At 31.2% G+C, this 23,257-nt stretch carries 19 protein-coding genes; 6 read left to right on the forward strand and 13 right to left on the reverse strand.

Features of this window, described 5'->3' with window-relative positions; all coding sequences use genetic code 11:
- A partial coding sequence (locus tag Q0C58_RS10905) for a polysaccharide lyase family 7 protein (protein ID WP_290701349.1) occupies positions 1-753 on the forward strand: 753 nt, incomplete at its 5' end.
- Between the two features lie 36 nt (positions 754-789).
- On the opposite strand, the gene Q0C58_RS10910 is transcribed toward Q0C58_RS10905, so the two are convergent.
- The 5 genes from Q0C58_RS10910 to Q0C58_RS10930 all read right to left on the reverse strand — a co-directional run bounded on the left by Q0C58_RS10910 (position 790) and on the right by Q0C58_RS10930 (position 4,806).
- The gene (locus tag Q0C58_RS10910; protein WP_290701351.1) at positions 790-1,644 is read right to left on the reverse strand and encodes a substrate-binding domain-containing protein; all 855 of its coding nucleotides are present in this window, start codon (positions 1,642-1,644) and stop codon (positions 790-792) included.
- Between the two features lie 3 nt (positions 1,645-1,647).
- Positions 1,648-2,517, reverse strand: a complete 870-nt coding sequence (locus tag Q0C58_RS10915; RefSeq protein ID WP_290701353.1) for a nucleoside phosphorylase — start codon at positions 2,515-2,517, stop codon at positions 1,648-1,650.
- Entirely contained in the window at positions 2,507-3,448 is a 942-nt protein-coding gene (locus Q0C58_RS10920) for a DUF1835 domain-containing protein (RefSeq protein ID WP_290701355.1), read from the reverse strand. The genes Q0C58_RS10915 and Q0C58_RS10920 overlap by 11 nt, the downstream gene beginning before the upstream one ends.
- A 5-nt stretch (positions 3,449-3,453) precedes the next feature.
- A complete protein-coding gene (locus Q0C58_RS10925; protein WP_290701357.1) occupies positions 3,454-3,780 on the reverse strand; it encodes a translation initiation factor in 327 nt (108 codons plus the stop codon).
- 78 nt (positions 3,781-3,858) lie between these two features.
- The gene (locus Q0C58_RS10930) at positions 3,859-4,806 is read right to left on the reverse strand and encodes a 2-oxoglutarate and iron-dependent oxygenase domain-containing protein (RefSeq protein ID WP_290701359.1); all 948 of its coding nucleotides are present in this window, start codon (positions 4,804-4,806) and stop codon (positions 3,859-3,861) included.
- A 224-nt stretch (positions 4,807-5,030) separates the two neighbouring features.
- On the opposite strand from Q0C58_RS10930, the gene Q0C58_RS10935 reads away from it, so the two are divergent.
- The 3 genes from Q0C58_RS10935 (at position 5,031) to Q0C58_RS10945 (ending at position 8,368) form a co-directional block, all read left to right on the forward strand.
- Positions 5,031-7,019, forward strand: a complete 1,989-nt coding sequence (locus Q0C58_RS10935; protein WP_290701361.1) for a dehydrogenase E1 component subunit alpha/beta — start codon at positions 5,031-5,033, stop codon at positions 7,017-7,019.
- Between the two features lie 102 nt (positions 7,020-7,121).
- Positions 7,122-7,817: a hypothetical protein gene (locus Q0C58_RS10940; protein ID WP_290701362.1), complete on the forward strand. Its 696-nt coding sequence runs from the start codon at positions 7,122-7,124 to the stop codon at positions 7,815-7,817.
- Positions 7,818-7,915: 98 nt separating this feature from the next.
- The gene (locus tag Q0C58_RS10945) at positions 7,916-8,368 is read left to right on the forward strand and encodes a cold-shock protein (RefSeq protein WP_290701364.1); all 453 of its coding nucleotides are present in this window, start codon (positions 7,916-7,918) and stop codon (positions 8,366-8,368) included.
- 70 nt (positions 8,369-8,438) lie between these two features.
- On the opposite strand, the gene Q0C58_RS10950 is transcribed toward Q0C58_RS10945, so the two are convergent.
- The 7 genes from Q0C58_RS10950 to Q0C58_RS10980 form a co-directional block, all read right to left on the reverse strand.
- Positions 8,439-9,830, reverse strand: coding sequence for a TolC family protein (locus tag Q0C58_RS10950; RefSeq protein ID WP_290701368.1), 1,392 nt, complete (start codon positions 9,828-9,830; stop codon positions 8,439-8,441).
- A gap of 1 nt (position 9,831) precedes the next feature.
- On the reverse strand, positions 9,832-11,184 hold the full coding sequence (locus Q0C58_RS10955; RefSeq protein WP_290701371.1) for a biotin/lipoyl-binding protein: 1,353 nt from the start codon (positions 11,182-11,184) through the stop codon (positions 9,832-9,834).
- A 9-nt stretch (positions 11,185-11,193) separates the two neighbouring features.
- Positions 11,194-12,861: an ATP-binding cassette domain-containing protein gene (locus Q0C58_RS10960; protein WP_290701372.1), complete on the reverse strand. Its 1,668-nt coding sequence runs from the start codon at positions 12,859-12,861 to the stop codon at positions 11,194-11,196.
- On the reverse strand, positions 12,862-13,539 hold the full coding sequence (locus tag Q0C58_RS10965; protein ID WP_290701375.1) for a TetR/AcrR family transcriptional regulator: 678 nt from the start codon (positions 13,537-13,539) through the stop codon (positions 12,862-12,864).
- 105 nt (positions 13,540-13,644) lie between these two features.
- The gene (locus Q0C58_RS10970; protein ID WP_290701376.1) at positions 13,645-14,889 is read right to left on the reverse strand and encodes a mechanosensitive ion channel domain-containing protein; all 1,245 of its coding nucleotides are present in this window, start codon (positions 14,887-14,889) and stop codon (positions 13,645-13,647) included.
- 67 nt (positions 14,890-14,956) lie between these two features.
- A complete protein-coding gene (locus tag Q0C58_RS10975; protein ID WP_290701379.1) occupies positions 14,957-15,535 on the reverse strand; it encodes a pseudouridine synthase in 579 nt (192 codons plus the stop codon).
- Positions 15,536-15,692: 157 nt separating this feature from the next.
- Positions 15,693-18,002 carry a type IA DNA topoisomerase gene (locus Q0C58_RS10980; protein ID WP_290701382.1) on the reverse strand — a complete coding sequence of 770 codons (2,310 nt, stop codon included), beginning with the start codon at positions 18,000-18,002 and terminating at the stop codon, positions 15,693-15,695.
- 228 nt (positions 18,003-18,230) lie between these two features.
- On the opposite strand from Q0C58_RS10980, the gene Q0C58_RS10985 reads away from it, so the two are divergent.
- Both Q0C58_RS10985 and Q0C58_RS10990 read left to right on the forward strand, forming a co-directional pair.
- Positions 18,231-19,322 carry a hypothetical protein gene (locus Q0C58_RS10985; RefSeq protein WP_290701385.1) on the forward strand — a complete coding sequence of 364 codons (1,092 nt, stop codon included), beginning with the start codon at positions 18,231-18,233 and terminating at the stop codon, positions 19,320-19,322.
- Between the two features lie 52 nt (positions 19,323-19,374).
- On the forward strand, positions 19,375-22,413 hold the full coding sequence (locus tag Q0C58_RS10990; RefSeq protein ID WP_290701388.1) for an FG-GAP-like repeat-containing protein: 3,039 nt from the start codon (positions 19,375-19,377) through the stop codon (positions 22,411-22,413).
- A gap of 236 nt (positions 22,414-22,649) precedes the next feature.
- On the opposite strand, the gene Q0C58_RS12465 is transcribed toward Q0C58_RS10990, so the two are convergent.
- Complete coding sequence (locus Q0C58_RS12465) at positions 22,650-22,835, reverse strand: family 16 glycoside hydrolase (RefSeq protein WP_366841668.1); 186 nt, start codon at positions 22,833-22,835, stop codon at positions 22,650-22,652.
- Positions 22,836-23,257: the final 422 nt, after the last annotated feature.

Raw genomic sequence — 23,257 nt, forward strand, 5'->3', positions numbered from 1 at the left:
AACCCTAATGAAATTGATACAGCTTTAGAAGTTTTAAATGGCCTTCAAAATTGGAAACTTAATGCTTATTCTGGTTCACTTAATGTAAACAGTAGTAATAATAACGGACTAACTTATGTTGACAATGCTTCTAAAAGCGATAATAACGATTGGTTTTATGATGAAAATGGTTATGCTTATTTTAAAACGTATCCAGGTAATGCTACAAGTTCGGGAAGTAATAATCCAAGAACAGAATTAAGAGAATTAACAACCAATGGTAGTAATAATATTAATTGGGATGGCACTACAAATACAGAACATATAATGAAATGGAAAGTAAGAGTAGATAATTTGCCACCTTCTGGCAAGTTGTGTTTTGGTCAAATTCATGCAGAAAGTGGTTCTCCTTTTGATGATGTCATTCGTGTACAAGTACAAGGAAATAATGGTCAAAATTCTGGAGCTGTAACCTTGAGAATTAATGGGTATGTAACTGAAGAGTTGTTAGGTAGCGGTCAATCTGTTTCTAGTTTTAATTTTAACATGAATACAGATTATTATTTTGAATTAACTATGAAAAATAGCATAGTAACTTTATACGAATTAAACGATAATGGATTAAGAGTAAATACATTATTTACTTCAGGCGCTACAGCTTCTACTGGAAATTACTTTAAAGCTGGCTGTTATTTACAAACAACATTAAGTAGCCATTCTAGTTCTAGCACTTATGGTTTAGTAGGTATTAGCGCGTTATCTGTTTCGCATTAAATTATATTTAAAATTTAATACAAACTATATAAAATATTATAAATCTTCTACCAAATCTTTATAATCCCATTTTTCTGGGATGATATCTAAAGCAAACAATTCGTCTTGAACTTTTGCTATAGTTTCCTTAGAAATATTATCTTGAGACCATTCTGTTAAGCTTAACCATTCTTGTACATCTTCAATTTCTTGCTCGTATCTATTAGCAATCATTCTATCTATACTAGGAATTTCTTTAAACTCTGATGTTGTGTTATTTACAATATCTAAAATGGTTTTCACATCATCTCTATTAGACTTTAAAAAGTCTTCACGCACAGCGATAACAAAACATGGCCATGGACTTGGACAATTGCCAACACGTCTAAAAGTACCATTATCTACTAATGGTTTTGTGGTGAATTTTTCCCACATAAAATAATCTACTTTTCCTTCAGTTAAACCTTCAACTGCACCATCTAAATTTTTAATAACTTCAAAATCAAGATCTTTTTTTAAATCCCAACCGTTGTTTTGCGCATTTATATAAGCCATTAAGTGCGAGCCAGAACCATAACGACTAATTGCAGCTTTAGTACCTTTTACATCTTCAATAGTTTTATATTTAGATTTTTCTGCCACATGAATTCCCCAAATAAGAGGTGTCTGTACAAAAACTTGCACAATCTTAGATTTATTTCCTGCGATGATATCTTTAATGATACCTTCTGTTAAAATAACAGCCATGTCAATATCTCCATCACGAAGTCCTTTACACATAGCTCCTGTACCACCAAAAAAGTCTTTCCAACGTAAGTTTATACCTGCTTCTTTATATTCAGCATTTTTAAGTCCTAAATACCAAGCTAAATTAAAATGTTCTGGAACGCCTCCTATATTTATTTGTTTCATCTACTATTTAACTAATTTATTTAATGTGTAAACAATCAATTCATCAACTGTTTTTGTTGGGTTTTCACTAAATTTTCCTGTGGCACGATTTGCAATTATAGCATTCATAGATAATGCCTTGTGTCCTAAAAGCTTAGATATACCATATATTCCAGCAGTTTCCATTTCTAGATTTGTAATCGTTTTTCCTTCAAAATTAAAGCTCGCTAATTTATTATTTAATTCGTTATCCTGAAGTGCTAATCGTAAAACTCTGCCTTGAGGTCCATAAAAACCAACGTTAGTAGCAGTAAAGCCATTAACTGTTTTGTTAGAACTGAATTGATTAAGTAAATCTAAATCACAAAGCACTACATATGGTTCAGATTTTGCGGCATACCAATTGGTGTGTTTTATTAAAGCTTTAGAAATATCTTTATTTTGAAACGCTTCGCTATCATAAAAATGAAGTAAACTATCGAAACCTGCAGCCATTTCACTAATTAAAAACGAATCTACAGGAATTTCTTCTTGAATAGATCCTGAAGTTCCAACACGAACTATAGTTAAAGACGTTAGATCCTTTTTTATTTCGCGTCTTCCTAGATTAATATTTACTAACGCATCTAGCTCGTTAAAAACAATATCTATATTATCTGTACCAATTCCAGTAGAAATTACTGTAATACGTTGCCCTTTATAAGTTCCTGTCTGCGTATGAAATTCTCTTTTTCGAGTTTTAAACTCAATACTATCAAAATGCTTGGTAACACTAGATACACGATCTGGATCACCAACAGTAATAATTGTATTTGATATATCTTCTGGTTTTAAATTTAAGTGATAAACACTGCCATCTGGATTTAATATTAATTCTGAGTCTTTAATTGGCATACACAGTATTTTTAATCAATTTATTGGCTTTTTTATCAAACTGAAAATCTCGTTTGTTAACACCTCCAAAAACAAAGTTACAATCCAATATTTTTCTAAAGTTTTTTTGGTGTTCTAAAGCCAAATGTCCATCTCTGTTTAAAGTTAACGCATTTTCAGTTTCAGTATAAAACAGTTCTAATTCGTTTATAAGTCTAACAATTTGCATATCACCAAAACCGTAATAACCTTGATAATGCAAAACGTAACCAACTAAATGACGACGCGATTTTACGTTATGTTCTTTAATTAATTTTAAAATATTATACTCTAAAGTACTTAAACCACTTCGTGTATCTGGAAAGCGTTTTACATGTGCTTTAAGGCAATTACTCAAATATTTAAAGTTTGACGGTCTTGTAATTAATGGCAATAATAAATTATGATCGTTTTCACAATAAATTCGCCAAGCTTTTTGAGCTGTAGCAATATCGTCTATAGATAGCTCTATTTTATTTTGATAATGATTATTAAGTTGTCTTGACGTTAATTCAGCTAAGCCTTTTAAACCTTTTTCATTTTCAACACGACCACTACACACTAAATACATTGGGATTCTTATACCTTTTTGTTTAAGTAGACTAATGGCTGCGATAAGATTAATATGGCAAAACAAATCGTACTCAAACCAGAGTACAACTTCTTTATAGTCATTAACATTGTTTGTTTTCTTTATTTCAGATTGCACTTTTAGAATATCATATTCTGCATCGTAAACCGATTCTAAAAACGCTTTTCGTTTCTCAAAAAATGAAGCTGTATCTATCTCTTTTTCGGTTGGACCTTCACTTAACATTTCATGCCAAGTTAGCAACTCTCCTTCGTAATTTTCTTTTTCAAGATAATTGGTGAGACTTGTGCCATTAGTTATGTGTAACGTATGTTTAGTCATAAAATTTAACCTCCAACACGTTTTACATTAAAGCCTTTTGCTTTAAGCATTTCCATTATTTTATCGCGAAAATCTCCTTGAATAATAATTTTATCGTCTTTAAAGCTTCCGCCAACACTTAATTTCTGCTTCAACTCTTTTGCTAAAGCTTTAAAATCTTCGGTAGCTCCTGTATAACCTTCTAAAATAGTAATAGGTTTCCCTTTTCGTTTTTCGTATTTACAAATTATAGGATCGTCTTGTAACCACAGTCCTTTGTCTTCTTTAGTAGTTTTAATATCTTTTTCTTCATGCTCAGGAAAAAGGTTTTTTAACTGATCTTTTAAATCCATATTTCTAGTTTACAGTTACAGTTTACAGTCGCAGTTTCACAACCGAATTAGACTGTGATTGCTACTGTAAACTAAAAACTACTTCTTTAATCCTAATTCTATTAAACGTTGGTCTAAAAATTCGCCAGCAGTAATATCATCAAATTGTTTTGGGTTTTCTGTATCAATGCAACTGTCTAACACATCTAATTTCATTTCACTTATAGGATGCATAAAAAACGGAATAGAGTAGCGGCTAGTTCCCCAAAGTTCTTTTGGTGGATTGATTACTCTGTGTATTGTAGATTTTAATTTGTTATTGGTATGTCTTGAAAGCATATCTCCAACATTAATCATTATTTCGTCTGGTTCTGCAATAGCGTCAAGCCATTCGCCTTCATGATTTTGCACCTGTAAACCACGACCTTGAGCTCCCATTAATAAGGTGATTAAATTAATGTCACCATGTGCTGCTGCACGTTCGGCTGCTTTTGGTTCTTCTGTAATTGGTGGATAATGTATTGGTCTTAATATAGAATTACCATTATGTATGTAATTGTCAAAATATGTTTCTTCCAAATCTAAATAAAGCGCTAATGCTCTTAAAACATACTTTGCAGTTTTTTCAAGCATTTGGTAGGTTTCTTTACCAACTTTATTAAACGCTGGTAATTCATTTACATCAACATTTTCTGGATATTCTTTTGCACGTTCTGGATCATCATCTACATACTGTCCAAAGTGCCAGAATTCTTTTAAATCGCCTTCTTTTTTACCTTTTGCACTTTCTTTTCCAAAAGAAACATAGCCACGTTGACCTCCAATACCTGGAATTTCGTAACTTCTTTTTGCTTGAACTGGTAAAGAAAAAAAGTTCTTTATTTCAGAATATAGTCTGTCTACTAATTTTTCGTCTAAAAAATGACCTTTTAAGGCAACAAATCCTATGTCTTGATAGGCTTTACCAATTTCGTCTATAAATTTTTGTTTTCTCTTTGGGTCTTCAGAAAGAAAATCTTCTAAATTAACACTTGGAATACTCGTCATTTCTACTATTGTTTATTAATCGTATATATACAAATGTAAAGAAAAGATTGCAGAATTAATAATCAATAATTTTTGACTTGAATAATCGATTTTTATGCAATATTGTTATATTTGATAAACTATATTATTGATATCGAAATAAGTAAACATTGTTCAATCTTAAGTTAGCAGTTTTTCTCAAATAGACTAAACTGGTTACTGATGACTGAATACTAAAATTAAATATGAGTTCAAATATTAAGTACAACAAAACCAAATTATCTTCAGATACTAAAGTAGCACTTTATAAAGCTATGCTTAAGCCTCGTTTAATAGAGGAGAAGATGTTAATTTTATTACGTCAAGGCAAGATTAGCAAATGGTTTTCTGGTATAGGACAAGAAGCTATTTCTGTAGGAGTTACCATGTCTATGCAACCTGAAGAATATATTTTACCAATGCATAGAAACCTAGGTGTTTTTACAACACGTGAGATTCCTTTATATAGACTTTTTAGCCAATGGCAAGGAAAAGCTAATGGTTTTACTAAAGGTCGAGATCGTTCGTTTCACTTCGGTACTCAAGAGTACAATATTGTTGGAATGATATCGCATTTAGGACCTCAATTTGGAGTTGCAGATGGTATTGCATTAGCAAGTAAATTGAAAAACAAAAAGCAGGTAACTGCTGTGTTTACTGGCGAAGGTGGGACTAGTGAAGGTGATATTCATGAAGCATTAAACGTGGCTTCTGTTTGGCAATTACCAGTTTTGTTTTGTATAGAAAACAATGGTTACGGACTCTCAACACCAACAACAGAGCAATATAATTGTAAAGATTTAGCAGATAGAGCCTTGGGTTATGGCATGGAATCGCATATAATAGATGGTAACAATATTTTAGAAGTTTACACTAAAGTCTCTGAGATTACCGAAGATATTAGAAACAATCCACGTCCAGTTTTAATAGAATTTAAAACTTTTAGAATGCGAGGTCATGAAGAGGCTAGTGGTACAAAATATGTGCCTCAAGATTTAATGGATGCTTGGGAGAAAAAAGATCCTATAGATAATTATCGTTCTTATTTAATGGCTGAAGGTATTTTAACCGAAAAACAAGACGACATCTTTAAAGCTGAAATCAAGGCTGAGATCGATACAGATTTAGACAAAACAAATGCTGAAGAAAAAATAAAATCTTCTATAAGTAATGAATTAAATGATGTATTTCAAGAATTTAATTATCAAGAAGTTACTAAAAACTCAAACACTAAAGAATTACGTTTAGTCGATGCCATACATGAAGGCTTAAAGCAGTCTATGGAAAAGCATAACGACTTAGTAATTATGGGACAAGATGTTGCAGAATATGGAGGTGTTTTTAAAATTACAGATGGTTTTGTTGAAGCTTTTGGAAAAGATCGTGTTAGAAACACACCAATTTGCGAATCTGCAATTATTGAAACTGGAATGGGCTTAAGCATTGCAGGCATAAAAAGTGTTGTAGAGTTACAATTTAGCGACTTTGTAACCTCTGGTTTTAATCCTGTAGTTAATTATTTAGCAAAATCGCATTATCGTTGGAACCAAAATGCAGACGTTGTACTCCGTATGCCTTGTGGAGCAGGAGTTGCAGCAGGACCATTTCATAGCCAAACAAACGAAGCTTGGTTTACTAAAACACCAGGTTTAAAGGTTGTATATCCTGCGTTTCCTAAAGATGCTAAAGGTTTATTGGCAACTGCAATTAACGATCCTAATCCTGTATTATTCTTTGAACACAAAGCATTATATAGAAGTATTCGTCAAGACGTTCCAATAGATTATTTTACAATACCTTTTGGTAAAGCTGCAACCTTAAGAACAGGAGAACAAATTACAGTTATTGCTTACGGTCAAGCTGTACATTGGGCAATGAACACATTAGATAAGCATCCAGAAATTGATGCAGAATTAATAGACTTACGTTCACTACAGCCTTTAGATATAGATACTATTTACGCTTCTGCTAAAAAGACTGGACGTGTTATTATTCTCCAAGAAGATTCTTTATTTGGTGGTATTGCTAGTGATGTTTCTGCTTTAATCATGGAAAACTGTTTCGAGTATTTAGATGCTCCTGTAAAACGCGTTGCGAGTTTAGAAACGCCTATTCCTTTTATTAATCAACTGGAAGATCAATATTTATCGCGTGATAAGTTTGAAGGAGAGTTGTTGGAGTTGATTGCTTATTAAATAGATTTAATATCTAAATTAGATTAATTTTTATAATATTTAATAAAATTTTAATATTTAGGTATAGTTTTTGATTTAATTTCGACAAATAGATACATGAACATGAAGTTAAACTTATTTTTCCTTTTTACATTTATTATAGCACTTACTACAAGTGCTCAAATAGATAGTGAAAATAAATCTATAATTATTCCCGCTGAAGAAATAGAAGATCCAAAAGAAGATAATGAACTTATTGTTAAGCCTGAACCAAAAAATAGCGCAGAACCAGATAAGGAAGAGAAAAATGAAATAGTTCTACCAGAAGTTGAAAAACTACCAGTTGCTAAGCGTAAAGACTTCTCAATGATCAAAGAGAATAAATTTAGAAATCCTGCAGAGTTGTACCAAAAACAACTAAAAAATGCTTTAAAATTAACAAATGAAGCAGAACGAAAACATAACGGAAGTGAAGTAACACAATACTTAGGCGAATATAGTACCAGAGCCAAACGAGTAAATGTAATTTATAGAGATCATCAAGCTGAAGATGGAGATTTAATTCGTGTTTTTGTAAATGGTGAAATCATGAAATCTCGTGTTCTTTTACAAAACCATAGTAAAGGTTTCTTTTTAGAATTAACTCCAGGAGATAACATTATAGACTTTGAAGCTTTAAACCAAGGCACAAGTGGTCCAAACACAGCAGAATTTCAGGTGCTAGACGACCAAGGTAACGTTGTGGTTAGAAACCAATGGAATTTAGCCACAGGTGTAAAAGCAACCTTAACAGTGGTGAAAGCTATAGACGCAGAATAGTAAACTTTACTATTTACTTTAATTTCCCAATAGAAAACCGTATTTTTACAAAAAAAAATTAGCAATTACGCTAATAATTAACATTACACAGAAGAAGAATGGCAAAGTCGCAACAGACATTTAACAAATTAGAAAAAGAGAAAAAGCGTCTTAAAAAGCGTGAAGACAAGAGAAAAAAGATGGAGGCTAGAAAAGCTGAAGCAGCAGAGAACGGTACACAAGGTATTCAGTTTGCTTATGTAGATTTCAATGGAAATCTTGTAGATACTCCACCAGATCCAGAAGATAAAATTAAAATAAAAGCTGATAATATTGTTTTAGGCGTACCTAAGAAAGAAGATTTACCTGAAGTAGATCCAATTAGAAAAGGAAAAGTATCTTTCTACGATTCGTCTAAAGGTTTCGGTTTTATTATCGATGCAGAAGATTCAGAAAAGTATTTCTGCCACGTTAGTGGATTAATTGATGAGATTACAGAAAACGATAAAGTACAGTTTGAATTAGAAAAAGGTATGAAAGGCTTAAACGCAGTTCGTGTCAAGAAAATATAACGTTACTATTAACCGTGACTAAACAGAAAAAAGCCTTGACTATAATAAAGTCAAGGCTTTTTTTATGTTATTAATTTAAAACTGTTCCTAAACTATTAAATAGTTTCGCTTTAGTTTCAAAAAACTTATTATTAAGTTTTAATTGTTTTAGTTGTGCGTCGATTAGACTAGACTCACGATAATTAATTAAAAACACAGAACTTTCTCCAAAACTAAATTTACGTTCTTCTGCTGCTAAAAGTGTTTCATAATCCTTAACTACTTCTGCTATAATTTGGTTTTGTGTAACATAAGATTCTAATTCACGTTTTAGCCCTTCTACTTTATTATTTAAACTTAAAGAGGTGCTTGAGCGTTTAAACTTGTAGTTCTCAATCTTTAGTTTTGCTAACTTTAAGTCTCCACGTTCTTTTCTTAAAAACAATGGAAAAGAAAAATTTAAGCCTGCTTTATAATTTGTAGTATTAAAACTGTTACTAATATCTGGGTCTTCTGTAATAAAATTATATTGTACATCTATTTTTGGAAGTAGCTTGTTTGCTTTCAATTTTTCATCAATAGTTAATCCACTAATTTTACTATCTAAAGCCTTTAATTTTGGATGTGTTTCTACATTAAAATTTAATATTTCTTCTAACTTTAAAACGCTATCTAATTGTTCTTCATCTAATAATTCTGGATTTACATCTGGATTAATTTCTAAAGGTATTGCATTATCTAGCCATAAAAAATTAGAAACCATTAGTGTGTTTTTTATAAGTTTTACCTTAGATTGCTCTAGAGCTAATGCACGATTATTAATATTAATATTTGCTTCTAAACTATCAATTCCAGCTTTATCACCTGCAAGAACAGCCTCTCTAACACCTTTGTAGCGTTTAGTAGCATTGGTAAGAAAGCGTTTAAACATTTCTGTTTCGTTATAAGCTTGAAGCCAATTAAAATAAGCTAAAGATGCTTTATATATTATCTCATTTGCCAATAAATCTCGCTCTGCCTTGGTTTGCTCTCTAAAAAATTTAGCCTTTTTTAAAGTTGCTCTACGCTCATTAATAAACAGACCTTGACCTAAAGAAGCAGAAACTCCAGCAGAAAACAGACCATTGTTTGGAACATCGTTTTGCGGATTTAAAAACAGACCAGTATTTTCTTCAAAGTTTGCTTTAAAATCTATTCCATACCAAGTAGGCACTTTAAATGTTGCATTAAATAAATTATAATAATCCTTTCTATCAAAATCTTTTCTACTATAATCGACTTCGAGTTTAGGATCAAAACCACCACGTGCCTTTATTAAATTAGCTTCACCTTCTTCTAGTTTTAAATTAGCTTGTTTAGCAATAGGATGAAATTGTTTTACATAACCTAAATATTCTTCAAAAGTTAAGATTAAAATATCGTTTTCTTGAGCATAACTAAAACTAGTTAACACTAAACAAAGTAGCAGGAAATAGTGCTTCATATTACTTTTTTTTTGCTTTATCATTAGACGTTGTTGGCTGATAGTAGTTAGGAGGGAAGCCATTAAGCTGTCTCCACAACTCGAACCAAATTGGCACATCTTCCAGTAAACCTATTGCTTTTACACCAGAGCCAACACGTATAGCTTGAGGCCATGCATAATCGTTACTATCTGGTTCTAGTAAAATTCTAAATTTTCCGTTTTCACTAATAAAATTTTCCATGGCAACCACTTTAGCTCCATAAGTTCCATAAGATACATTTGGCCAACCACTAAACACAATTGCAGGCCAACCATCAAACTGAATTCTAAACGTTTCTCCAATATGAACTAAAGGTAAATCTATAGGATCTATATAAGTTTCTACAGCCATATCGTAATTTGCTGGCATAATACCAACTAAACGCTCACCTTCTTTAAAACTCTCACCAATACCTGTTTTTAAAGCCTTGTTTATATAACCATCTAAAGGTGCTTTTATATGATACATAGTGTTTCTAATTTCGTAATTAGATTTGTTATTCTCTAATTTAGAAACTTGTGCTTCAGCATCAAATTGGCTTGACTCTGCAGTATATTTATCGCTTTGCGCTTTAGATATTTTATCTATGTATTCTGCTTTAACACGCGTTATTTCTACTTGAGCATTTAATACTTCATTTTGAGAAACTAAATATTTATTCTCTTGAGATATCAATTTTGCCTGCGTTTCTTGAAGTTTTAATCGTTTTTGTTCAACATCTGTTAACGATTTTAAACCTTCCTTTTGTAAAGTTTCGGTACGTATAAATTGTTTTTCGGCAATTTCTAAGTTTGTTTTAGAAGCTTGAAAATCTATACTAGCACTTTTTACTTTAAGTTTACTTTGCAATAATTTATTTTCTGCTTGTTGTAATTTTAAACCACGCTCATTACTAAGTGCTCCAATTTGATTATTAAGAGCATTTACTTTAGAACCATAGCTTTTAACCGAAGCGTTTTTTGCATTAATTTGCTGTCCTGTTCTTTTTACTAAATCTGGATCGAAATAATCATTTTTTACTTCTGAAATAAACAAAATAGTATCACCTTTTTTAACAAAATCTCCTTCTCTAACGTACCATTTCTCAATTCTTCCAGGAATTGGAGATTGAATACTCTGTGGTCTTTGATCTGGAGTTAAAGTGGTAACAGCACCTGCTGCAGTTATATTTTGTGTCCATGGAAAAAACAAAATGATAAAACTTATTATTGCAGAGATTAATAATAATCTATTAAAGTTTTTATAGTGCTTTTTACCAAAGGCCTTTTTATGAGACTTAAAATTTGAAATATCAACTTTAGTATTTAATTTATTATTTGAAATATTTAACATAACTATTAATTATAAAGTGTTAATTATTTTTCCGTTTTCTAAAACAATAGTTTTATTGGCTTTCTTTTTCCAAAGCACGCTTTGGCTTACTACTACTAAAGACCAATTATGTGCTGGATTAGTTAAAAAGTCTATTATTCTAGTAGCTTCTTTAGGGTCAAATTGGTCTAAAGGCTCTTTTAATAGTAGAATTTCTGGTTTCTTTACAATACTTCTAGCCAACATTATTTTTTTAGATATTGTAAAAGCCATTCCTTTTCCTTCAGGATACAAGACTGTTTTTAATCCTAATGGTAACGATTTTACAAAATCTTTTAGACCTACAATTTTAATGGCTTCGTTTACCTGGTCTGTGGTAACAGATTTGTCTCCAAAAGTAATATTCTCAAGAAGTGTGCCTTCAAAAGGAGACTCCTCTGTAAGTGTTTGTCCTAAATACGAACGATAAGAGTTTAAATTAATACCAAATAATGATTTATTATTAGCATAAATTTTTCCTTTTGTAGGTGAAATTAGTCCTGCTATTAATTTAAGTAAACTCGATTTACCAGAACCACTTTCACCTGTAACCAGTATAGTTTGCTTAGGCTCTAGTTTTAAAGACAATTTATCTATAATAGGTATGTCGCGATTTGGAACTTTGAAAATCACCTCGTCTAACTCTACAATTAAACCCTCTCCATTTAGGTCTAAAATTTCTCCATCTTGAGACTCTAGAGGTTTATCGACAATTTTTCCTAATTTTTCTATGGATGTTAATACATCGTAGATAGTTTCTAGACCAAGAATTAGTTTTTCAACAGAAGCAATAACCAAAAGAATAATAATTTCTGCGGCTACAAATTGCCCAATATTCATTTGCTGATTTAAAACCAATAAACCACCAATAATAAGCAAACCAGCTGTTACCAGTACTTTAAAACCAATAAGCTGAATAAATTGAATAACTAAAACTCTAAAATGACTTTCTCTAGCCTCTAGATAATCTGTCACCAATTTATCGTTTTTATCCATAGCTAGATTTGTTTTTCCAGAGAGTTTAAAACTTAAAATAGAACGTGCGATTTCTTGCAACCAATGCACAACTTTATACTTATTGTCAGACTCATCTAAACTTGTTTCTAAACCTTTTTGAGCTGTAAATTTAAAAACGATGTACATTAATAGTAATAGAAAAAAACCATATATAATAAAGAATGGATGGTAAAAAGACAATAATAGAAGTCCGAAAATAATTTGCAAAAGTGCTGCAGGGAAATCTATTAATATTTTAGACAAGCCTTTTTGTACTGTAAGCGTATCGAAAAATCTATTAACTAATTCTGGTGGATAATAACCACGTAATCCATCCATTGTCATTTTTGGAAAACGATAAGCAAATTCAAAAGAAGATCTTGTAAAAATCTTTTGTTGCACGTTTTCTATAATACGTATTTGCATTAGCTGTAAAACACCAACAAACACAACTCCTAAAGTAACTAAACCTACCAAAACCATCCAAGACGTACTTATTTGTGCACTTTGCAAAAGGTTAATTATGGCTTGAATACCAAGTGGAAGCGATAAACTTACCAATCCTGCGAAAATGGCATAAAAGAAAATTTGCCTAATATCTTTTCTATCTAATTTTAATAATCCTACAAAACGCTGCCAAGCATTAATAACATTTTTTGCCATTTATTTATTGTTTAAAATATTAAATACTAAATCTTTAAAAAAATCTGTTGGTTCTAAACCTTTACTGCACTCTGTAATAGATTGAAAGTGGTCTTTTAAAAAGTGCTGATGCATTGCACCTTCTATTACAGTACTTGCTAATGTTAATGGGTATTTGTATGAAGGATCTACTTCAGTAATCATATCTTTTAATCTATTAACTAAGCGCTTATAAACAGAAAAATAGCCTTCTTTATTTTCACTATCAACCTCTTTAGTTAAGTAAGATTTTGAATATTCATTAATAACTACACGCTTAAGTACTACTTCGTCTATATGACTAAAAGCAGAATCTAATGTTGTTGTTTGTGTTAATACTGCAATTGCTTTTTCTAATTTTATTTTCTTATCCTCTAAACTATTTGTAGATAATACTAATTGATATTCTAACCAAGTCCAATACCAAGAAGTTAAATAGAGTAGTAACATGTGCTTACTCTCAAAATAACGATATATAGAACTCTCATTAGAACCTATTTTAACACCTAGCTTTTTAAAGGTAAATACATCAAAACCAATTTCGTCAATTAGTAGAATAGTATGTTCAATAATACGCTTACCTAAATCTGAAGATTCTGGATCTTTTAAATAGATTTTCTCATTAATGTTAATCTTAATATTTGAAAGTAAATATTCCATAATAAATTTATTTGATTGCAAATATAATAGTATTACTATTAGTTTTGAAACCACATTAACTATTAATTAACTTTTACTAAATTTAAAGGAATTTGAAATATTATATTAATCTCTAAAGCTACTAGAATTAGGGAGTTCAAAAATTTCTAAGTTAAAATAAGGAATAGCTGCTATAAAATGATCAAAAAGATCCGACATAACAAATTCGTAGTTCTCCCAACGTTTATCTTCGCTAAAGGCATAAATTTCTAAAGGAATGCCTTGTGTTGTAGGTTGCAGTTGTCTTACCATAATAAGCATATCTTTATTTATTGCAGAATGGTTTTCTAGATACGTTTGTACATATTTTCTAAAAACACCAATATTTGTTAAGTTTCTTCCATTTAACAATAGTGTTTTGTCTATATTTTTTTTACTGTTATCTTGATTCAGTTTTTTTTCCATACGTTCTAAATATGATGAAATAAGTGTTATTTCTTTTAAACGTTTAGTATCATCTAATGTTAAAAACTTAATAGAATCTTGCTTAATTATTAAATGACGCTTAATTCTACGACCATTAGAATTCGTCATCCCTCTCCAATTTTTAAAAGAGTCTGAAATCAAAGCATAAGTTGGAATAGTAGTAATTGTATTATCAAAATTCTGAACCTTTACAGTAGCTAAATTTATTTCGATAACGTCTCCATCTGCACCATATTTTTCGAAAGTAATCCAATCTCCAATACGAACCATATCGTTAATAGAAACCTGGATACTTGCTACAAAACCAAGAATGGTATCTTTAAAAACTAGAATAATAACTGCAGAAATAGCACCAAGACCTGTAATAAATTTCCAAACAGAAATGTCTGTAATTATTGCAAAAGCAAATACAAAACCTGCTAACCAAACAAAAATCATAAACACCTGTATATAACTATCTATTGGTTTATCTTTTAATCTTGGTATTGTTTTAAAGTAATCTTTTAAAGTATTTAAAATACTTCTTGCAATCCATAATATTAAAACAATACCAAATACTTTTAGTCCTTTTTCAATAACATTTTCAATAACTGGAAAATCAATAAACACAATTGGTGTTGCTTCTAATGCAATAATTAATGGTAAAATATGTGCTACATTTCTTGGTACTTTATTTTTAATTAGAATATTGTCAAAATTAGATTTTGTTCTTGAAGCAAAATAACTAAACACATTTAATAAAATACGTCTTATTATAAAATGTATTACAAAAAGAATAAGTAGCAATACTAGAAATAATGCTAACATGTTTAGATATTTAGAAGCAGTTTCTGCTACTCCTAAGGATAGAAAATAATTATAAAACCAATGTGTAATTCTGTTCATATTCAATAGTATAATTTAATTGCAAAGCTAAAGCGATTAAATCAATTATATACCAAATAACAATTATTTAAGGCAGATTAATAGTAATAGAAGTTACACTTCCTACTTGGGCATTTTCTAAAAGAATATCGCCCACACGAACACGTACTAAACGTAATGTTGGAAACCCAATAGCAGATGTCATTTTACGTACTTGTCTAAATTTACCTTCGGTAAGCGTTATAGAGATCCAAGAAACAGGACCATGACGCATATCTCTTATTTTTTTTGAACGTTCAGGAAAATCAGGAGACTCTAATATTTTAGATGCTTTACACGCTTTGGTTTGGTACTTTTTACCATCAAAACCTATTTCTACACCTTTTTTAAGTTCCTCAATTTTTTCTTGAGAAATAGCGCCATCAACTAAAGCATAGTATTCTTTTTCAATACCACTAGAATTAATAAAATTACTTAATTTTCCATCTGTAGTTAGTAACAATAAGCCTTCACTTTTTTCATCAAGCCTACCAATAGGCATTGTGTTTTCTGGAAACTCGGCTAATTCACCTAAAAAGCGTTTGCGTTGCTGTTTTGAAGAGTTACTAGCAAATTGCGAAAGCATTCCGTATGGTTTGTATATTTTAAAATGTTTGTGGCTGTTCAATTATTATATTTTTTACATTTAGGAATTAATAAAAGTAGCATGTAATATAATCTATTCGCCTGTTCTAGTGTTTTGTGAGGCATGAGTAAAATTATCGACAATTACTAAAAAGCTTATACAAAATTCTAAAAAAAAGAATTTCATTCGAAGTGACAGCTTAGCTTCCTTTTAATATTTTAAAAACCAAATCCTTGGTTAATTGTTGTCCATTGGCTTTCTCACGAATTAAATCATAGCTATATCTAAAATCACATCCTGTTTTATAATCGCTACAACCGTAAGCCGTTTTTCCTTTAATAATAGTTCCTTTATTACATTTCGGACATTTATTTTCTTCGGAAGAATTTACTGGTTTTTCATTGCCTTTTTTAGGCTCGAATTTAAGTTTAAAATTTTCATCAAAACGCACGAGTCCTTCCGCGGAAGCGCCATTTATTTTAAAGCCTTTTAAGTTAACTGTAGAGCCTTTTTGAAACAATCTTAAGTATTGCTTCTCTGAAATGGTTTTACCTTCAAACTTAAACGGAATCACAAAATCGCAAGTCTTTTTAAATTCTGAACAACCATAAGCCGATTTCCCTTTTAAAATAGAACCGTTTTTACATTTAGGGCATTTTTCTGTAGCTATTCCTGCAGATTTATTAGCCGTTTTTTTAGCAACATTTTTCTTAGCATTTGTTGGTTTATTATTTACTGAAGATATATTAGCCTTCTTAGTTTCACTTCTAACTTCATAAACCAAACGATCTACCATTTGTTTCATTTGTTTTATAAAACTTCCAGCACTAAACGTTCCTTTTTCAATATCTTTTAATTGCTTTTCCCATTTACCTGTGAGCTCGGCAGATTTCAACATATCGTTTTGAATAGTATCTATCAATTGAACACCTGTAACGGTTGGTATTACTTGTTTTTTATTACGCTTTATATATTTTCTTCGAAATAATGTTTCAATAATATTGGCACGTGTAGAAGGACGACCAATACCGTTTTCTTTCATTATCTCACGAAGCTCATCGTCATCAACTTGTTTTCCTGCGGTCTCCATAGCACGTAGGAGTGAGGCTTCTGTATATTGGTTTGGTGGTTTAGTTTGCTTTTCTAAAAAAGACGGTTTGTGTGGTCCTTTTTCACCTTTATCGAAAGTTGGTAACATTCCAGATTCTCTAGTTGGCGTATTTGGTCTCTCGAAAACAACACGCCAACCTTTTTCTAAAATTTCTTTACCTGTAGTTTTAAATTTTACTTTTTCGGCTTCACCAATAACTGTGGTGTTAGATACTTTACAATCTGGATAAAACACAGCTATAAATCTGCGCACAATAATATTGTAAACCTGCTGTTGGTTGTATTGCAAGTTTATTTGCTGTCCAGTAGGTATAATTGCATGGTGATCTGTTACCTTATTATCATCAAAAATTTTTTTTGTTTTCTTTAGTTTTTTACCATGTAAAGGTGCTGTTAAAGTAGCATAATTAGTAAGGCTTTTTAATATACCTGGAACTTTTGGGTACACATCGTTTGGTAAAAACGTAGTATCGACTCTTGGGTACGTTACTACTTTTTGTTCGTATAGTTTCTGGACAATCTTTAAGGTTTCGTCTGCACTAAAACCAAACTTTGTATTACAATACACTTGTAAACCTGTTAAATCGAATAGTTTTGGTGCATATTCATTACCCGCTTTTTTAGTAGTTGAAACAATTTCAAAATCATGTTGCTTAACAATTGTTGCCAATTTCTCACCATCTTCAACTTTAAGAAAACGGCCTTCTTCATAACTAAACAACGTATCGCGATACATGGTTTGTAACTCCCAATACGGTTGTGGTTTAAAGTCTTCAATTTCTTTAAAACGGTTTACCAACATGGCAAGTGTTGGTGTTTGTACTCGTCCAACAGACAAGACCTGTTTGTAACCACCATGTTTTACGGTGTATAATCGCGTCGCATTCATACCTAACAACCAATCTCCAATAGCTCGCGAAAAACCTGCGTAATATAAATTATCGTAATCTACTGATGGTTTTAGGTTGTTGAAACCTTCTTTTATAGCTTCGGTAGTTAATGATGAAATCCAGAGTCTTTCAACCTTACCTTTATAACCAGCTTGGTTTAAAACCCAACGTTGTATTAATTCTCCCTCTTGTCCTGCATCACCACAATTTATTACAACATCTGCTTTAGCAAATAAACTTTTTACAATATTAAATTGCTTTTTAATACCAGAATCTTTAGAAACCTTGGTTTCAAAACGTTCTGGAAGCATTGGTAAATTATTTAAATCCCAACTTTTCCAATAAGGTTTATAATCGTTTGGTTCTTTAAGTGTACAAAGGTGTCCAAAAGTATAGGTTACTGCATAACCATTGCCTTCATAGTAACCATCACGTTTTGTGGTTGCTCCAAGAACAGCAGCAATTTCTCTTGCTACAGATGGTTTTTCGGCGATACAGACTTTAAACAATTTATATAATTTTGAAACTGCAAAGTATGAAATTCAAGTGTGTGTTTAAAGTGAAGTTATTGGGAGTTATTAACGATAGTACTTTTATGAAAGCGCTAAGCAAGCTCTATAATAGATATATTTAAAACAAAAAAGATTAGTTTTAATACTATGTAAAGCTAACGTGCTAAAAACCAAACGCAATAACCATTATTTTTTGCTATATTCGTGTACTAAATAAACTAAAACATGATTAAAAAATTAATGAGTATTGCTAATATAGCACTTCTTTTAACTATACTATTTTCTTGTTCTGACGATAATAATTCTGATGGAGATTACTCACCAATTCCTGTTTCAACAGTAGTTGTCGATTTAGAAGCATTTCCTTTTAACACACTTTCAGAATACAATTTTTTCGATGGTGATATCAAAAACCAACAACCTGTTATAGGAGTAATACCTTACAAACCTATTTCTACATTATTCACAGACTATGCTAAAAAGAAACGTTTTGTTTGGATGCCAAGTAATGTAAAGGCAGTTTATAATGGAGATAATGATATTATTGATTTTCCTGTAGGCACTATGTTAATAAAAACATTTTATTATACAAATGTGCAACCAGATAATAATACACGCATTATTGAAACACGTTTAATGCTAAAGAAAGAAGACGATTGGCATTTTGCAGATTACATTTGGAATGATGACCAAACAGAAGCAACCTTTAGTTTAGATGGCTTGTTTACAAATGTTGACTTTCTAGAAAATGGTGTAGCAAAAAGCACAAACTATAGAATCCCTTCTGATGTAGAATGTTTTACATGTCATAAAAGTGAAACAAATTCAGTTCCTATTGGTGTAAGTCCACAAAACCTAAATAGCACATATACTTATGACGATGGTTCTCAAAATCAATTAGAAAAATTAGTAGCGGAAGGTTATTTAGAAAACAATTTACCTGCAACAATAAATACAGTTGTAGATTGGAGTGATACTACACAACCAATAGACTTACGTGTTCGTTCTTATCTTGATATTAATTGTGCACATTGTCATTCTGAATTAGCGCATTGCTCATACAGACCTATACGTTTTGCGTTTGATGAATCTGAAAACGAAACAAACATAGGTATTTGTGTAGAACCAGATACTGATATTCCTGGAATGACTCATGTAGTTGCACCTTCTCAAAAAGAACGCTCAACAATGTATTTTAGAATGAATACAACTGCAGAAGAATTTAGAATGCCATTATTAGGAAGAAGTATTATTCATGAAGAAGCTGTTGTGCTAATTGGTGAGTGGATTGATGGTTTAACTAATGAATGCGAGTAACTATAAAACTAAATTAATACGCTATAAAATATTAATCGCCAAAAACTAACTTATGAAAAAAATTACTTTACTAATATGTTTAATAGCTTCATGCTTTTCTATAGTTGCTCAAACTACAGTAGATTGTGCATTAGGACCTGTAAATACTACTTATTGTTATACTAATAACGACACAACAAGTTTTGTTTTTGTAAGTTCTGATGGATCAGATTTACAGGTTACCTTTAATGCTGGACAAGTAGAAAACACTTGGGATGAATTGATTGTACTAGATACCGACGGAACAGAACTATATAATGATTATGGAAATGCTGGAGACTTAACAGGATTAATATTCGTGTCTAATGGAGATACTATTACAGTTTCTATAAATTCTGATAATGTAATCAACTGTTCAGATAATAATTATACTCCTTGGGATTTTAATGTAAACTGTTCTACATGTATAAATCCTACAGTTGCCTACACAGTTGTAAATGATTGTGATTCAAGTGGAGGCTTTTTAGTTAATGTAGATGTATCAGACATTGGTTCGGCAACTTCATTAACAATTTCTGACAATCAAGCAAGCGCAACACAACAATTAAATGCAGTTGGAATGCTTCAATTTGGACCTTATGTAAATACAACAGATGTTGTTATTACTATTCAAAATGATCAAGATGTAAATTGTACTTTAAATAGTAACGCAATAACACAAAGTTTTTGTCCGGCTACCGGACCTATTGGTGTTACATGCTCTTCTGGTTCTTCAACATATATTTTTACAGAAGAATTTGATGTCCCTTCTGGATGGACAGGTGACCTTAATTCAGGAAACGGTAGTTGGGAAATCCCTAACGGATCTGGATCTAATGGAACTGGACCAGATAATGCTTTTAGTGGTTCTAGTTTTATGAATTTTGAAGCATCTGGTAACACAACATCGACAGCCTCAGCAGTTAGTCCAGCAATAGATTTATCAACAGCTACTGATGGTGCAGAGTTATCTTTTTATATGCACGCATTTGGAGCAGACATAGGAACATTAAATGTTAATATTGGTACCTCTGTAAATGGTCCTTTTACAACGTTATTTTCACATACAGGTCAATTACAGTTAAGTGAAACTGAAATTTGGACTCCAGTTGGTGTTAATTTAGATACTTATCTTGGACAAGTAATTTATTTAGAATTTAGCCAGACAGGAACAGGAACAGGTTTTGAAGGCGATATGTCTATAGATTTTGTGCGCGTAGAAACATGTGGAACATTTTGTATCGCACCTTCAAGTATAACAGCTAGTAATATAACACAAACAACTTTAGACTTTTCTTGGACAGCAAATAATACAGAAACTTCTTGGGAATATGTAGTTCAACCAGTTGGAACAGGAGTGCCAACAGGAACTGGAACAGTCACTTTTTCAACAATTGTAAATATAACAGGTTTACTTCCTGGTGTGGAATATGAAATATACGTTTTAGCGCTCTGCGGATCAAACAGAAGTGCTTGGGGAGGACCTTTATTATTTACAACTTTATCACCTCCACCACCTGTTACATTTACAACCTCTAATATTCCAACATCAGGGACCCAAAGAGGTGCAGTAGATATGAATGGTGATTTTTTAGATGATGTGGTTTCTATTGGTACAACAAATGTAAATATCATTTACCAACAAGCTATAGGTGGATTAAGTTCTACAGCAACAAATATAGCAACAACAACTGCTGACAATACACCATCATGGAGCTTAGCTGCTGCAGATTTTGATAGAAATGGATTTACAGACTTACTTTATGGAGGAGGAAGTGGTGTAACTTTTATGAAAGCTAATGATACAGGAAGTGGATTTACCGAAATTTCTGGACCTGAGTTTGTATTCTCTCAACGCTCAAATTTTGTTGATTTAAACCAAGATGGTCATTTAGATGCTTTTGTATGTCATGATGTAGATCCAAATGTATATTATATGAATGATGGAACTGGTAATCTAGTATTTAATCAAGGTGGCTTAGGTGATATTGCTGGTGGTGGAAATTATGGTTCTATTTGGATTGATTATGACAACGATAGAGACATGGATATGTTTATCGCTAAATGTCGTGGTGGCTCTTCTACTATCAATATTAATGAAATGCATGAGAATGATGGAACTGGAAACTTTACAGAAGTAGCTTCTGCTTTAGGCTTAGCAGATCCAATTCAAACATGGTCAACTGCTTGGGGAGATTTTGATAACGATGGAGATATGGATGCTTTTGTAGGCGCAAGCTCGACTTCTGATGGGACACATAAATTAATGCGAAATAATGGTAATAGCACTTTTACCGATGTTACAGTTACTTCAGGAATATTACCAGCACTATCTAACACAGGAATTGAAAATGTAAATTACGATTTTGACAATGATGGTAATCTAGATATTGCCTCTAATGGAAATATTCTCTTTGGAAATGGAGATATGACATTTACTGTTAATGATGGTATGTTATCCGGAAATAATGGCTCTTTTGGAGACATGAATAATGATGGTTTTATTGACGCAATCTCTGGATCTAGTTTATATTTAAACGATACTAATAACAACAATTGGATTACAATAACTACTACTGGTGTTGCAAGTAATATTAATGGTATTGGAGCTAGAATAGAATTGCATACTGCTTCTGGTATTCAAATACGAGATGTACGTAGTGGTGAAGGATTCCGTTTTATGAGTACATTAAACACTCATTTTGGTATTGGGACAGACACAGCAATTACCAATATTATTATTTATTGGCCATCTGGAATAATCGATAATATTCCTAATCCTGCAATTAATACACATCATATAATTATAGAGGATCAAGCTTTAAGTATAGAAGAAGTATCATTACAGAATATGTCTATATTTCCTAATCCTGTTGGAAAAGTAATGAATTTAAAAAGTCCAATTAGCCTAGTTGGAAAAATTGCTACCATATTTAATATTGAAGGTAAACGTGTAATGAACTTAAAATTAAAGCAACACTCTATTGATGTTTCAAAATTAAGTCAAGGTAATTATATTTTACGTTTAGAATCACAAGGAAGAGTATACACAAATAAATTTATAAAACAATAACTAAAAAAAAATCTCAAAACATTAAAGCTCCAATATATAAAATATTGGAGCTTTTTTTGTTTAGAAGCGTAGACTATAGATTACTTAAATATGTAAATTATGTAGATTTTTTCAATACAAGTCAAAGTGTTGGTATTACTTTATAATTCTAAAATTTCAATATTTCTCCATTGTAATTTGGTTACATTTCCATGATATATTTGTAAAGCTATTAGTCCTGTTCTAATTTCAAGTTTTTAATTGATCAAACTAACCATTTTTGTATTATTCAACCTCACTATTATTTTATTGTCTTTTACAATAATTTTCAAATGATTCCATTCTCCCATTTTATGAACTTTATCTTTTATAGAATCTGGTTTTATTAACCAACCTCTATAATAGACATGTATACCGCCTGTATTATGACCTGATGCTCCAATTTCTACTTACCAACCATCTATAGTAGAATGTACAAAAACTCCATCATTACATGTTCCATGAATTGTACAGCCTTATAAATTTTTTCCATTAAATAAAGACACTGGTTGTTGTACTGATATAGTGTTATGTTTAATTGTATTACAAGAATTTATAATATATGGACATTGATAGTAATAATTTTATTTTCATATTTAGTTTGATTTATTCTAAAACTATTTTTTTATCATTTATATCTGAAATATCCACCAGTTGCTGAGAAATAATAACACCTACCACCTTTAGTCTGCAAAATCACTTCTCTTGTCGAATATGTCATTAAATTAAAACGACAATAATTCTTAGACGACTAGAAATAACTAATTTTACTAAAATTTAAAGATGAAAAAAATTTTATATTTTTTACTAGTGGTCTGCTCGATGG

Origin of the sequence: Lacinutrix sp. (assembly GCF_023299985.1) — a bacterium.
Lineage (GTDB): Bacteria > Bacteroidota > Bacteroidia > Flavobacteriales > Flavobacteriaceae > Lacinutrix.

What these genes read in the sequence shown, in the direction of transcription:
- Q0C58_RS10910 (WP_290701351.1), bottom strand. Translation starts at nt 1,644, where the DNA reads ATGAAACAAATAAATATAGGAGGCGTTCCAGAACATTTTAATTTAGCT.
- Q0C58_RS10915 (WP_290701353.1), bottom strand. Translation starts at nt 2,517, where the DNA reads ATGCCAATTAAAGACTCAGAATTAATATTAAATCCAGATGGCAGTGTT.
- Q0C58_RS10920 (WP_290701355.1), bottom strand. Translation starts at nt 3,448, where the DNA reads ATGACTAAACATACGTTACACATAACTAATGGCACAAGTCTCACCAAT.
- Q0C58_RS10925 (WP_290701357.1), bottom strand. Translation starts at nt 3,780, where the DNA reads ATGGATTTAAAAGATCAGTTAAAAAACCTTTTTCCTGAGCATGAAGAA.
- Q0C58_RS10930 (WP_290701359.1), bottom strand. Translation starts at nt 4,806, where the DNA reads ATGACGAGTATTCCAAGTGTTAATTTAGAAGATTTTCTTTCTGAAGAC.
- Q0C58_RS10935 (WP_290701361.1), top strand. Translation starts at nt 5,031, where the DNA reads ATGAGTTCAAATATTAAGTACAACAAAACCAAATTATCTTCAGATACT.
- Q0C58_RS10940 (WP_290701362.1), top strand. Translation starts at nt 7,122, where the DNA reads ATGAAGTTAAACTTATTTTTCCTTTTTACATTTATTATAGCACTTACT.
- Q0C58_RS10945 (WP_290701364.1), top strand. Translation starts at nt 7,916, where the DNA reads ATGGCAAAGTCGCAACAGACATTTAACAAATTAGAAAAAGAGAAAAAG.
- Q0C58_RS10950 (WP_290701368.1), bottom strand. Translation starts at nt 9,830, where the DNA reads ATGAAGCACTATTTCCTGCTACTTTGTTTAGTGTTAACTAGTTTTAGT.
- Q0C58_RS10955 (WP_290701371.1), bottom strand. Translation starts at nt 11,184, where the DNA reads ATGTTAAATATTTCAAATAATAAATTAAATACTAAAGTTGATATTTCA.
- Q0C58_RS10960 (WP_290701372.1), bottom strand. Translation starts at nt 12,861, where the DNA reads ATGGCAAAAAATGTTATTAATGCTTGGCAGCGTTTTGTAGGATTATTA.
- Q0C58_RS10965 (WP_290701375.1), bottom strand. Translation starts at nt 13,539, where the DNA reads ATGGAATATTTACTTTCAAATATTAAGATTAACATTAATGAGAAAATC.
- Q0C58_RS10970 (WP_290701376.1), bottom strand. Translation starts at nt 14,889, where the DNA reads ATGAACAGAATTACACATTGGTTTTATAATTATTTTCTATCCTTAGGA.
- Q0C58_RS10985 (WP_290701385.1), top strand. Translation starts at nt 18,231, where the DNA reads ATGATTAAAAAATTAATGAGTATTGCTAATATAGCACTTCTTTTAACT.
- Q0C58_RS10990 (WP_290701388.1), top strand. Translation starts at nt 19,375, where the DNA reads ATGAAAAAAATTACTTTACTAATATGTTTAATAGCTTCATGCTTTTCT.